Origin of the sequence: Methylocystis parvus (assembly GCF_049675845.1) — a bacterium.
Classification (GTDB): domain Bacteria; phylum Pseudomonadota; class Alphaproteobacteria; order Rhizobiales; family Beijerinckiaceae; genus Methylocystis; species Methylocystis parvus_A.
The window spans coordinates 354973-367586 of record NZ_CP187161.1 but is presented as its reverse complement, the minus strand read 5'-3'; the positions used below and the strand labels follow the sequence as shown (position 1 = coordinate 367586).

Annotated in this window: 13 protein-coding genes and 1 tRNA gene; 5 read left to right on the top strand and 9 right to left on the bottom strand. The window is 60.2% G+C overall.

What is annotated here, in order from left to right; genetic code table 11:
* The first annotated feature begins 21 nt into the window (after nucleotides 1-21).
* Nucleotides 22-1560: an exodeoxyribonuclease VII large subunit gene (gene xseA / locus ACPFMJ_RS02005; RefSeq protein ID WP_424362210.1), complete on the top strand. Its 1539-nt coding sequence runs from the start codon at nucleotides 22-24 to the stop codon at nucleotides 1558-1560.
* On the opposite strand, the gene ACPFMJ_RS02000 is transcribed toward xseA, so the two are convergent.
* Nucleotides 1561-2010, bottom strand: a complete 450-nt coding sequence (locus tag ACPFMJ_RS02000; protein WP_424362209.1) for a hypothetical protein — start codon at nucleotides 2008-2010, stop codon at nucleotides 1561-1563.
* A 146-nt stretch (nucleotides 2011-2156) separates the two neighbouring features.
* On the opposite strand from ACPFMJ_RS02000, the gene ACPFMJ_RS01995 reads away from it, so the two are divergent.
* From ACPFMJ_RS01995 to ACPFMJ_RS01980, 4 genes are all read left to right on the top strand, one after another.
* Nucleotides 2157-2624, top strand: coding sequence for a hypothetical protein (locus ACPFMJ_RS01995; RefSeq protein WP_424362208.1), 468 nt, complete (start codon nucleotides 2157-2159; stop codon nucleotides 2622-2624).
* A 168-nt stretch (nucleotides 2625-2792) separates the two neighbouring features.
* A complete protein-coding gene (pal, locus tag ACPFMJ_RS01990; RefSeq protein WP_424362207.1) occupies nucleotides 2793-3335 on the top strand; it encodes a peptidoglycan-associated lipoprotein Pal in 543 nt (180 codons plus the stop codon).
* 6 nt (nucleotides 3336-3341) lie between these two features.
* On the top strand, nucleotides 3342-3782 hold the full coding sequence (locus tag ACPFMJ_RS01985; protein WP_424362206.1) for a hypothetical protein: 441 nt from the start codon (nucleotides 3342-3344) through the stop codon (nucleotides 3780-3782).
* Nucleotides 3783-3876: 94 nt separating this feature from the next.
* A tRNA-Trp gene (locus tag ACPFMJ_RS01980) sits at nucleotides 3877-3952 on the top strand.
* A gap of 448 nt (nucleotides 3953-4400) precedes the next feature.
* Here ACPFMJ_RS01980 and ACPFMJ_RS01975 read toward each other — a convergent pair.
* The 8 genes from ACPFMJ_RS01975 to cpaB form a co-directional block, all read right to left on the bottom strand.
* Entirely contained in the window at nucleotides 4401-4922 is a 522-nt protein-coding gene (locus ACPFMJ_RS01975) for a tetratricopeptide repeat protein (protein WP_424362205.1), read from the bottom strand.
* A gap of 2 nt (nucleotides 4923-4924) precedes the next feature.
* Nucleotides 4925-5866, bottom strand: coding sequence for a type II secretion system F family protein (locus ACPFMJ_RS01970; RefSeq protein ID WP_424362204.1), 942 nt, complete (start codon nucleotides 5864-5866; stop codon nucleotides 4925-4927).
* A gap of 10 nt (nucleotides 5867-5876) precedes the next feature.
* Nucleotides 5877-6827: a type II secretion system F family protein gene (locus tag ACPFMJ_RS01965; RefSeq protein WP_424362203.1), complete on the bottom strand. Its 951-nt coding sequence runs from the start codon at nucleotides 6825-6827 to the stop codon at nucleotides 5877-5879.
* A 15-nt stretch (nucleotides 6828-6842) separates the two neighbouring features.
* Nucleotides 6843-8231: a CpaF family protein gene (locus tag ACPFMJ_RS01960; RefSeq protein WP_424362202.1), complete on the bottom strand. Its 1389-nt coding sequence runs from the start codon at nucleotides 8229-8231 to the stop codon at nucleotides 6843-6845.
* A gap of 15 nt (nucleotides 8232-8246) precedes the next feature.
* Nucleotides 8247-9416 (bottom strand): AAA family ATPase, encoded by a 1170-nt coding sequence (locus ACPFMJ_RS01955; RefSeq protein WP_424362201.1) that lies wholly within the window; start codon nucleotides 9414-9416, stop codon nucleotides 8247-8249.
* Between the two features lie 158 nt (nucleotides 9417-9574).
* Entirely contained in the window at nucleotides 9575-9898 is a 324-nt protein-coding gene (locus ACPFMJ_RS01950) for a hypothetical protein (protein WP_424362200.1), read from the bottom strand.
* On the bottom strand, nucleotides 9895-11418 hold the full coding sequence (locus ACPFMJ_RS01945; RefSeq protein WP_424362199.1) for a type II and III secretion system protein family protein: 1524 nt from the start codon (nucleotides 11416-11418) through the stop codon (nucleotides 9895-9897). The genes ACPFMJ_RS01950 and ACPFMJ_RS01945 overlap by 4 nt, the downstream gene beginning before the upstream one ends.
* Before the next feature lie 305 nt (nucleotides 11419-11723).
* Complete coding sequence (gene cpaB, locus ACPFMJ_RS01940; RefSeq protein ID WP_424362198.1) at nucleotides 11724-12566, bottom strand: Flp pilus assembly protein CpaB; 843 nt, start codon at nucleotides 12564-12566, stop codon at nucleotides 11724-11726.
* Nucleotides 12567-12614 lie beyond the last annotated feature (48 nt).

Here is a 12614-nt window from a genome sequence, read left to right as displayed (position 1 = left end):
CTCCCCCGCTATACTCCCCCGATGTCCGACCTCGACCCGCCCGATTCCGGCTCTCTCACCAACGCCCCCGAGATCAGCGTCACCGAACTCGCCAATGCGCTGAAGCGCACGGTGGAGGATCGTTTCGGGCGCGTGCGGGTGCGCGGGGAGATTTCGAATTATCGCGGGCCGCACGCCTCGGGGCACGCCTATTTCTGCTTGAAGGATCAGGGCGCGCGACTCGACGCCGTGATCTGGAAAGGGACGTTCCTTCGCATCCGCACGCGGCCGCAGGAGGGGCTGGAGGTCGTCGCCACGGGGCGCATCACCACATTCCCCGGCAAGTCGTCCTATCAGATCGTCATCGAGGCGATGGAGCCCGCGGGCGTCGGCGCGCTGATGGCGCTGCTCGACGAGCGGCGCAAGAAGCTCGCAGCCGAGGGGCTTTTCGACGAAGGACGCAAGCGCCCCCTGCCCTTCCTCCCGCAAGTCGTCGGCGTCGTGACCTCGCCCACCGGAGCGGTCATTCGCGACATTCTGCATCGCCTCAACGACCGCTTCCCGCGCCGCGTCATCGTCTGGCCCGTGCGCGTGCAGGGCGAGACGTCGGCGGCGGAAGTCGCCGCGGCGATCGAGGGCTTCAACGCGCTACCTGCCGGCGGCCCCATCCCCCGCCCGGACGTGCTGATCGTCGCGCGCGGCGGCGGCTCGCTCGAGGATTTGTGGAGCTTCAACGAAGAGATCGTCGTGCGCGCGGCGGCGGCGAGCGACATTCCGCTCATCTCCGCCATCGGCCACGAGACGGACACGACGCTGATCGACTTCGTCGCGGATCTACGCGCGCCGACGCCCACTGGCGCGGCCGAGAAGGCTGTCCCCGTGCGGGCGGAACTGGCCGAGCATCTCGCGGCCCGCGCGCGCCGCCTCGCCGTCGCCAAGTCGCGGGCGATGGAGCAACGCCGCACGGCGCTTGCGACCTATGCGCGCCTGCTGCCGACGCCCGAGCAACTCCTGCAAATGCCCCGGCAGCGTCTGGACCGCGCCTCCGAGCGCCTGCGTGCGACGCTGCGCGCCGGGCAGGACGGCCGCCGCCTGCGGCTGGCCGATCTCGCGCGCCTCCTGTCGCGCCACTCGCCGCAAGCGGAGCTGGCGGGACAGCGCGAGAAGCTGAAAGGCCTGGGCGCGCGGCTCAAGGCCGGCTTCGACGCCAATATCGCCCTCGCCCGCCATCAGAACGCCGGCGCGCGGCAGCGGGTCGAGGGGCTCTCGGCGCGCATCAGCCTGGCGCTGACGACGCAACTGGCGCAGAAGAACGATCGGGTCCAACGGCTCGGCCGTCTTCTCGACTCCTTGAGCCACAAAGCGGTGCTGGCGCGCGGCTTCGCGCTGGTGCGCGACGAGAATGACGGATTGGTGCGCAGCGTCGCGCAGGCGCCGGCGGGCGCGGCTCTTACGATCGAATTCGCGGACGGCCGCATCTCCGCGCGCACTGGCCTTTCGGAACCTCCAGACCCGCAACCCGCCGCCGCCAGGCGCAAACCGCGCAAGGCGCCGGGCGAGGATCAGGGCTCGCTGTTCTGATTATTCGAACCGCATCTGCCAGGCGACGATGCTCCGCTGCATGGGCGCACGGGGCATGTAGCAGAAGACATTGGTGGAGAGCCGCGCCTCCTGGCAATGCTCGTGCTCCTCGGACCAGTCGTAACCGAGCGTGTCCATGCAGGTCCTGATCTTCTGCTCGATCAGCTTCGGATTGTCCTTGCGCTCCATCGGGAAGTCGCGCTCGACCTGAAATTCGCAATCCGTCACGTCGATCTTCTGGCCCTCGAAATAGCGGCCGCTGGCGCCGCTCGTGACGAACATGGCCTCGGTCGCGAGGATCAGCGCGAGGCCCGCTATCAGCGCGAACTTCTCCTGCGTCTTCGATTTAAGGAAGTGGAGATCGAACAGGGAGAGAAGGCCGATGACGAGGAGGCCGCCGCCAAGAATCAACGTAAGCGGCGACAAAAACGGCGCGATCCCCTCATTCATTTCATCTCTCCCGGTCCGACGCCGCAGGCTAATGATAGTCTGACCCGCGCGCCCGGCAAGCGGGTTGCGGCGATTTGCGGACTTGACTACGATTTTTTGACAAAAGTCACAGCGACTTTGTCGCAGTCATTTTCGAGGACGCAATCATGGCCGCCACCAACGCCATTACGCTCGCCGCCCTGTTTACGCTCGCCGCCACGGCGGCTTCCGCCTGCTTTATCGCCTGTCGCCCGACCGACGAACACGCACGCGCGGTTGTGGACAATCTGCTCGCCCGCAAGTTCCGCGCGCCCTTCACCGTGGTCTCCTACGAAACCACCCGCACGGCCGATTTCGACATGATTGTCGGCGAGGTGCGCGGCTATGAGATTTTCTACAAGGCGACCGTGCTTTTCCCCGACGGGGCGAATCTGGACTGCGCCCCCGCCTCGGCGCAGCGGCCCGCCGACTGCACGGATGACGACTATTTCTCGCTGATCCGCCCCACCCGACCGATCCCGGACCAGCGTCAATTCGTCGAGCCCGGCGGCGCGCGGAAGTTCGACGAGGACCTGCGCTTTGCGGAGCTGAAGGGGGGCTGGAAAGGCCCCGACGGCGTGCTCTACAAGCCCTGAGCCACGCCGTTCATACTTTATTAACCAATTAACCTTTTATTAATGAAGGAAATAAATCGCTCAAATGTGATCGGTTCCACACACGTCCCATCAAGGTTGATGGAACCTTCGCTTAACCCTGCGAGACTAGGACTGTCCGCAGTCGGTCCCCGTAACAGGAGTTCTTCCATGCTGGTTTCCGCTGCCGCCCGCTGCGCCAAGTTCGCCGTCGCCCTTTCGGCGGCGATGGCCATGGCGGCCTGTGCGAAGAATGCGGCGGAAGAAGCCGGGGCGGATCTCGCGGGCGGCGCAGGCGGCCCCGGGGGGCGCGGCGGCATCGCCCGCAACGGCCTGCCCGCGACCCCCGGCAGCGCTCAGGACTTCGCGCAGAATGTCGGAGACCGGATCTTCTTCGAAACGGATTCGACGGAACTGACTGCGACGGCCCAGCAGACGCTCGACCGCCAGGCGCAATGGCTGAACCGCTACGGCCGTTACAGCTTCACGATCGAGGGCCATGCCGACGAACGCGGCACGCGCGAATATAACTTCGCGCTCGGCGCGCAGCGCGCCGAAGCGGCCAAGAACTACCTCGCCTCCCACGGCGTCTCCGCCTCGCGCATTCGCACGGTGAGCTACGGCAAGGAGCGGCCCGTCGCCACCTGCGACGACATCTCCTGCTGGTCCCAGAACCGCCGCGCCGTCACGCTGCTCGCCGGCGGCAATTCCTAAAATTTCATGCGGGCCTTCGACCCGCTGCGCGACATTGTCGGCGCCGGCCTGATCGCCGACGCCGGCCTCTGGCCGGGCTTCCACGACGCTCGCGTCAACGCCCTGCGCTTCTGGCGCGGCGATATCAGGCCCGACGACGATGTCTGGATCGGCCCCACCATCGAAGCGGAGATCGAGACCTCCGCGCTCGAGGTCAATTTTCTTTGCCGCATGAAATTCCACGACTGCGACGCGGTGAAGCTCGAAGGCTTCGCGCATGGCAACGACGTGCTCGACCTGACCTTCAATTACGAGGCGCGCGGATTCTATCTCGACGGCGTGACGCCCCTGCCGCCCTTCATCCGCGTCGAATTCATCGGCTGCGGAGGCCCGGAGCCGATGTTCACACTGGCCTTTCGCTGTTTCAAGGTCGAAATCCTCGACCGCCTGCCCCTCACCGACGGCTGACGGCGGGCCACTGCAAAACTTTTCCGCTGCTTGCGTCAGAACCCCTTGCGTCTGCGACGCCGTTGCGGCAATAAGGCGCGCGCTTCGGCGCTGCAGGAGTGTAGCTCAACTGGTAGAGCACCGGTCTCCAAAACCGGGGGTTGGGGGTTCGAGCCCCTCCACTCCTGCCATTCATGCAAGCCGCTCACGTCTGCTTATTTCGGCTCGCCGTTGCATGGCTGGCGCTTTATTCGCCCGTGCGGTCGAGCTCCCTCCTGAAATGATCAACGCCGCCGGACGGCCCTCCTCTGGTTTGAAATGGGCTCGGCAGCGTCCGATTGCGGCGGCGGCGTAGCGGCAACGCCCAACGGCTCAGAAAGCGCCGCTACGTCTTGCGCATTTTGATGCGCCCTCAAACAAGCCGCCTCGTCGACAATTTATAGATTTCATAAACGGCATAAGCGTCTGGCGTCGGCGGCAAGATCAGAGCCTTAGCCCAATATCCTGGTGGCGTAAGCGCCGAACTGTGACTCGGCGCCCCAATCCATCTGCGCGACCGCGAGGCCTTAGCAGCGCGACCTTTTCACATCGCCGCGCGCCTCAGCGCTCTGGCGAGCCACCCGGACGGGTCTGCACTCACTATGGCCAGAAGAGAATGTGCGGATTGCCGACGAAGTAATACTGGCCGCTATCGAGAATCAGCAGATTGTTTTCGATCGTCGGATTGCCGGGCGCCATCGCCGCGGCTTGCTGCAAAAGCCTTCTCGCCTCTCCATAACGGCCTCGCAGCATGTAGGAATAGCCGTGGTTATTGAGCAGCACGTAGTTTCTACCTACTAACCTGGCGGCTTTCCTATAAGCCTCTTCGGCGAGGTCGAAGCGACCCAAGCGGTCATAGGACGCCGCCAATCCAATCCAGGCCTGCCCATTTTGCGGCGTGACGTCTGTGCTACGGCGGAAGTAGTTTTCCGCAAGACCATAGTCGCCGTGGACGAAATGCGCGCGGCCAAGACGAAGATCCTCGTCTCCCAAATAAATGTTTGGCCCAAACTCCGGATCCACGAAAGGCCAGGACTCAGCCAACCCTGAATTTGTCGTAGCAAGCAACAACAAAGCGGAACAACAGTTCAGCAAGGTCCATTTTTTGATGTGCAGAGACATGATCATTTCCTCACTAAACTAGAGAAAATAGCACTAAGCGACATCATAGCAGGCGTCAACACAACAATGAGCAGTGCTGGGAAGATAAATAGGCCCAGCGGAAGCAACATTTTGATCGGCAACGCATTCGCCATCAGTTCAGCGCGTAATAGTCGCTTGACGCGCATCTCATCCGCATAGACTCGAAGCGCCGAGCTAACGTCGGACCCAAGTTCCAGTGACTGTTTTACGAGCGTCACGAAAGATTTAGCTTCATCGATGCCTAACCTGACGCTCAAATTCTCGAGTGCATCGGGAAAAGCGCGACCGGATCTGACTTCACTGAGCATCAGCGAAAGATTGGTGGCGAAAGGCTTACAGCTGAATTCGAACTCTCTTGCGACGCGATCGACCGCAGCATTCATACTGAGACCTGCATCGATGCAGACGAGAAGAAGGTCCAGAAAATCGGGGAACACCGAGCGGTAAGTCGCACCAAGGCTCTCCTTTCTGCGACTGACAAACGCCTCCGGTCCTTTGTAGCCTGCGAACGCCATGCAAGCGACGACTGCGATCATGCCGCTGGAATCGATATTGCGGTTGAAGGCCCTGAGTCCAAGATAAGACGCGATGACGACCAGGAGCGGAATGAAGATTTGAGCGGCTGCGTATACGATCGGCGCGTCAGGAGAAAAGAAACCCGCCTGAATGAGATCCATCCGAACTGTCGCATTCGCAGCGGCGCCCTTACGGTAAGGGAACGCGGCCTCGAGACGATCCGTCAAAGTCGATGTCAGCGAACTAACGGCATTATCGAAAGGCTGCGCCGGCGCTTTAGCGTCCTCCTGCAGGCGCATCACAATCTGGCGTCGTCTATCCAGCGCCAAACCGAGAGCGACGACGGCGAGAGATACGGAGACGAATGTCGCCGCAACAACAAACCACGCATACACGTCGCTCTGCATTTGATGTGCCTCAATACTTAAACTTAACCATTCGCCGCAGGATGATGTTCCCGACGACGAGCAACCCTAGGGTGAGATACATCATCGTTTTGAAGCCGGACTCATTCCAGACGGCAGTGTAGTATTTAGGATTGAGGAGGTAGATCATGACGCCGACCGCAGGCGGCATAAAGGTCAGCATAACGGCGGTCAGCCTACCTTCCTTCGTCATCGCTGCAACCTTCAGCCGAAGCTTCGTTCGTTCGCGCATCGTGTTCGACAATCGGCCTAAGAGTTCCGCGAGATTACCGCCTGACTGCGTTTGCACAACGACAGCGGTAACAAGAAAGACAAGGTCGCTCGAACCGACCCGCCGCGACAAATTCTTCATAGCGCTTTCAACGTCCAGGCCGAACGCAATTTCATGCACGACGGTCTTGAACTCCATCCCAACCGGGTCGCCCATTTCCCGTGCGACAAGGGAAATAGCTGTCTGTAACGGATATCCCGCCTTCAGACCTCGCCCCACAATGTCGATCGAGTCCGGTAATTGTTCTTCGAACTTCGAGATTCGGCGCTGACGCGCCATGCTCAGAAGCGCGAAGATGAGCGCGAGCCAGACGACTAGTCCAACAACATACGCTATGGGCGCAAATCCCAGTAAGAAAAGCGAAAGAAGCTCGGTCGCGACAAGACCTGCGATTGCGCCACTGATGTATCCCCAGTCCCTCAGGGGCGCCCCTGTTTGAAGCAACCAGTCCTGAAGCGTCTCGAAATTCTCGCCAAGCGCACCAGGCAAAGCGGCCCGTCCTCGCCGCAGAAGCATCATGGCTTCCGTCCGCTCTGTCGGCTCCCATGCCGTCGCTCGTCGATCAATCCTTTGCTTGATCTCGCGTTCGCGCGTGAAATAGCTGTATGCCCCGAAAGTCAACAGGGCGGCGGAAAGGAATGTAAGGAGGTAGACAATCGAGCCTGGAGACATGCGCTTTGCTCCCGACTAAAGGGGCGTATTGGGATCAAACGCGGAAGCGGGAAAATCCACCCCCATATATTTCAGCGATTCAAGGAAGAGAGGCCTGATGCCCGTCGCGCGAAAGGAGCCAACAACAGCGCCGTTCGCGTCAATTCCCTCTCGCACGAAGCGATAAATTTCCTGAAGCTGGATGATGTCGCTTTCCATTCCCGTCACTTCGGAAATGCTCACAACACGGCGCGAGCCATCGCTCAGGCGTTGGAGTTGCACGATCACCTGGATGGCTGATGCAATCTGCTGTCGAATGCTCTGTTGCGCCATCGCGACGCTGGCCATTCCAACCATCTGTTCCAGACGCCTCAAAGCATCACGCGGCGTATTGGCGTGGATCGTCGTCATCGAGCCTTCGTGACCCGTATTCATCGCCTGCAGCATGTCGAAAGCTTCCTCGCCGCGACATTCCCCAATGATGATCCGGTCGGGCCTCATGCGCAACGCGTTCTTCACCAATTCGCGCTGGCGGATTTCGCCCTTCCCTTCAGCGTTCGCTGGCCGGCATTCCAATCTTGCGACATGGGGTTGCTGCAACTGCAGCTCCGCCGCGTCCTCGATCGTCAGAATGCGTTCCGTCGGAGGGATAGAGGCGGACAGAGCGTTCAGCATCGTTGTCTTGCCAGACCCCGTGCCGCCGGAGATGACCATTGAAATGCGTCCACGCACGGCGCCCTGGAGCAGCAGGCTCATAGGATGCTTCAGTGCGCCGACGCCCTCCAGGCGGTCGATCGAATAAGGGCGCTTGGAAAACTTTCTGATGGAAACAAGCGGTCCGTCGACGGCAATTGGCTTGACTGCAACGTTTACGCGCGAGCCGTCTAGCAAACGAGCGTCCACCATAGGAGACGACTCGTCGACACGCCGCCCCACTCTGGAGACGATTTTGTTGATAACACGCAGCAAGTGCGCTTCGTCCTTGAAACGCACTTCTGTCTTCTGGAGAAGGCCCTGCCGCTCCACAAAAACACAGTTTTCCGTGTTTATGAGAATATCATTGATCGTCGGATCGTCGAGCAAAGACTGCAATGGCCCCAAACCGACCATCTCGTCTATAATTTCCTCTAGAAACGCTTCCGTCTCACTCTGATTTAGAAGGATCTGTTTGCTTTTGATGTAATCAAAAACGAATTCGGAAATCGACCTCCGCAGATCGTCTCGCGACATCTGGTCCAGGAAAGCGAGATTGAACTCATCAATGATTTTTCCATGCAAGATCACCTTCTCTTCGAGAAGGCGACGCTTCCGCGGATCGCCGAAGAGCTCACCCGCCATCTCCGCTGGCACGGGAAGGTTCGTTGGCGTCTCCTCAGCGGGAAGCGGCTTCGGAGCCGAAGTGAAGAACTTGAAGCGTTCCGACATCGTAGCACCGCCCCTTTAGGCTTTGACCATTGCGGCCGCGACGGGAGCGACCGTGAGGACGCGCTCCGCAATCTTGGCGATATCCGTACAAATGCCACGCTTCGGCTGGCTCGCGACCATCGATAGACCAGCGTTCGCACACTCAATTGCAAACGCACGATCGCGACGCACAAACAATGGCGGGGTGGGACCAATCAGTTTCGAAATATCGAAAGTCTCCGCCACTCGGCCGAACAGGTTTACCTCTGCATCCGTTATTACGGTTGCAACACGGTTGGGGGGAATTTGCATCTGTGCAAATTTCTTCAGCATCACGCCGACGTTTTTTGCAGCGGGTATTGAATAGAGCCCCGTCACCACAACGAGGTCCGAGTTTCTCAGGATCTCGTCGACATCGCGCCTCTTTGACGAGGGCACGTCCAATATGACCACGTCGTAGAGCTCGATCAGGCGGTTGAGCATCGTTAACACGGCTATGCCGCCGATATCGATTTCCGTTTGCGGCGGAGCGATCGACGCAAAGACATCAAGACCCGATTCATGTCTCGACGCCAGAATCCCAAGCATATGGCCGTCAATTCGCTCGGGATTATGCGAAAGTTCGTCCCAATCCAGATGGGGCTTAATATCGAGATAGGAGCAGACGACGCTATCCGCGAGTTCAAGATCAAACAGCGCGACATTGCCGGCAGCGCCTCCCTTCATCGAGGCCAGGGATACGGCTGTCTCCATCGCGATGGTGGTGTTGCCGCCGCCCGCGCCCGTTCCGACGAAAGTGATCAGGCGATGCCCGAAGCTATCGGACTTGACGCCCGCGTCCTTCTGCAAGCTTGGGATAAGTTGCGCGATCTCCTTTATCGCAGCATCCCAATCGGTGCTTTCCGCTGACCCCAGACGCGTTAGCGTCTTGTAATCTTCCGGGCTCAGCGTGCTGGCGACATACATGATGAAAGCGCGCCGGGTCATGCTCGCAGCCGCATGCGCGATGCGCGCGACGTCGGCCTTGCTGTCGCCAGATTCCGGAACAACGATCAGCGCATTGGAACGGCCTGCGATCCTGCCGTCATTAATGGCGGCCTCGATCGAATCTACATGGTGAACCTCACAACCTTGCCGCACGAGCGCCTGCCCGATGACGGCGAGTCGAGCTTCATATAGAGTCGAACGTACCAGGTAAGCGAGCATGTGAAAGCTTTGTTTTGATCCTTCTGAAACCGCCGCGCTTCATCAGGAAAACCCAGTTTCAATGTGCGGCTCGAACGCGACGACGCGTTGACGATCGTTTCTGCCGAAAGACTCCGACATATCGTCATTCGCGAACAGCATTCGGACGCAGCGTTAGATCAGTGGCCGGCGTTGATCGACGACTGGAACGGGCTGCCGTTCGAACCGTTGTCCGGGACCAACGGGATCGCCAGCCCCCCGCCCTGCTTCTGATCGCCGTTCCGATACTTCTCGATGGCTTTCTGCGCCTTCACGCCGTCCATCGGGATGTTCGTGTCATTCGAGCGCGGCGGGTTCGGATGGGGGATTTGCACCGCCATGTTCGTCGCGACGGCGTCTCCCGCTTCGAAGCGGATTCTATCGCCCCGGACATAGTATTCGTTGCTGCAGGCGCCGGCGCCTATTCCGACCGACGCTATCAGGATCATTTTAATCGGGCTCATTGGGGAATACCCTGCGGCGCGCTCGGCTGAGGATCGGGAACATAGCTCTGCTGGGGCGTCAGCGCCCCGAAGAACCGCGTCAGCGGGTCGGGCGACGCCACGGGCGTCGGCGCGGACTCGGGCGCGCCGGGCGCGATGCCGCCAGCCAAAGGCTGCTCGACTCCGGTTTCCGTCAGATAGGTCGACGGCGTCTTGGAAAGTTCCGCCTTGCCGCGCAGGAACGTGTCGAAGTCGTTGCCGGCCATGGTCGTCTCGAGCGGCGTCTTGAGACGCGGATCCTTGTTGCCGGCCGGCACGGGCTTCACGAGGTAAGGCGTGACCAGTGCGACAAGCTCCGTCTCACGCTTCTGGAATTCCGTGCTGCGGAATAGAGCGCCGAGCACAGGCACCGAACCGAGCCAGGGAACCTGCTCGATATCGCGCTGGCTCTTTTCCTGAATGAGGCCCGCAATCGCGAAGCTTTGTCCGTCGCGCAATTCGACAGTGGTCCTTGCGCGCCGCAGCGTGATCGCAGGGACTGCGATGCCGTTAATCACCGTCGCATTGGTGTAGTCGAGATCGCTGACCTCGGGCTCGAGCTTCAGGCTGATGACTTTGTCCGCAAGGACGGTCGGCGTGAAATTCAGCCTGACGCCGAACTCCTTCCACTGGATGGTCACGAAAGCGGCGGTTCCGAAGCTTCCGGCTTGCGGAACCGGAACAGGAATTTGTCCGCCAGCGACGAAGTCCGCTGTTTCACCCGAAAGCGCGACAAGGTTCGGTTCCGCCAAGGAGCGGATGACATTCTGCTCCTCGAGCGCGCTGATCACGGCATCGAGACTGCCCGCGCCGGTATTGACGAGTTGCGCGATGATGGTCGCGGTCGGGCTCGTTCGCGTCAGCGCGTTGGAAACAACGTCAAAGACAACCGGCCCAGCCGCGGCGCCGGGCACCAGCGCCCCTCCAGATTGACCGGCCCCCGTGAGTCCCGGCTGGAGACCGTTGACAAACATGGTTGAGCGCGGGACAGCCCGGCCCACGACGCCCGCGACGCGGTTGTTAATGATTCCCTGCCAGCGCACACCCAAAGCGCGAATGCCAGCGCGATTTGCCTCCACGAAGCGAACTTTCAGCAGGACCTGCTGCGAACCTGTCACCTTCGTCGCATTGACGACGGGGCCCTTCCCTAGACCCTGCGAGGCGTTCACGGCGTTGGCGATGCTCGGCGCATCTCTGCCGCGGCCGCGCAACACGAGATTCTCATCGACATCCTGAATTTGGACCCCCGGCGCGCCTGTCGCCGCCTGGAGATCGTTGCTCATGGCGCGATCATCGAGTTTCACGTCGACATCGACCGACCCAATCAGCCTCTTCTCATTGTCGAAGAGCAAGATATTGGTTCGGCCGACATCCTTGCCGACGACGTAAAGCTGCCTGTCGCTGATCGGATAGATGTCCGCGATGTTCGGCGCGCCGACGGTCGCGTCGGCAAAAGGAAAATTGAGCCGTATATTTTTTGCCTTGTTCTTGAACAAGGTCATTTTGACAGTTGAATGCCCAGCCTCGGACCGCACATCGATCGCATAAGCAGGCAGGCTGCTGATAGGAGCGAAGACGCAGGAACTGATAGCCAGACGAGCGAATATGTCTCTTACGCGACGCATGACAGAGTACTTAGTAAGCATCGTTCTACCCAAATGCTGTCGCAAAGCCGCCCCCAACTAAGCTTCAGGCGTTTTGCACGCCTCAGTCAAACCCCAAGTCGTTAATTGAATCGGTTTTCAGGGAGATTCATCAGATTCAAGTTGAGCGTGTGTTCGCGAAGACACACTCTTATAGCAAGGCCTCAGTTTGCCTCGCCGGCGACGCGGTCGTGATAGACCTCGACCTCTTCGTCCTTCGCCCCACGAAGGATGCGTACTTTCGATCTTGCAGGCTCTGAGTTCTCAGCGGGCGCGTTAGGTGTCTCGGAAGCCTTCGGAGCATCAAATCCAAGGTCGCTCATTGTCACGCGACGAGCAGCGTCGGCGCCCTTGCCTCCACCGGCCTCACGCAGGACCAGTGATAACGTGCCGGCGCCACTTGCGAGAATGAGCTTTTGCCCCTGCTCCGCCGTCACTTCCAGGGTGACAGCTTTCACGACCTGCGCCTTCTCTTGCCGCTCGGCCGCCTGCTGGTCGATCGCCAGAACCTTGACGTTATGCAGGAGGACGTCGCTGTAGCTCTCGTCCTTGTCGAATTTGGCGCTGTGTTCGACGCGCGTGAGCACGACATCCACGCGATCGCCCGGTTGAATGAAGCCGGCGACGCCGCGCACGTCGTCGACGCGAACCGCTACGGCGCGCATCCCTGGTTCGATCAAAGCCGAAAGAGACGCTTTTTCGCCAGGCCCTGAGACACGCGAAGACAGCACCGGCTCGTTCTTCGCAATTGGTGCCATCGACACACGCTGCCCATCCTTCAACAATTCGTCTATGGATTTGAACGCGCCTTCTGGGATCGACGACGAGGGCCAAGCCACTTCGGATAAGGCGTCGCGAGCGACTTGAGCTCCGAAAGGAAGCGGCTTTGTCGCAACGACAATTTTCGTCGACTCCGCCGGACGATTGACGATGCTTCTCGCCATCTGAGCGGCAACAGCGCCAATCAATATCGCAATGACCAGGATAATAGAGGTGCTTGTTTTCATTTCCTGGCCTCAAACCCTACAATCGAGGTGAACCGACCTGGCGTGTCG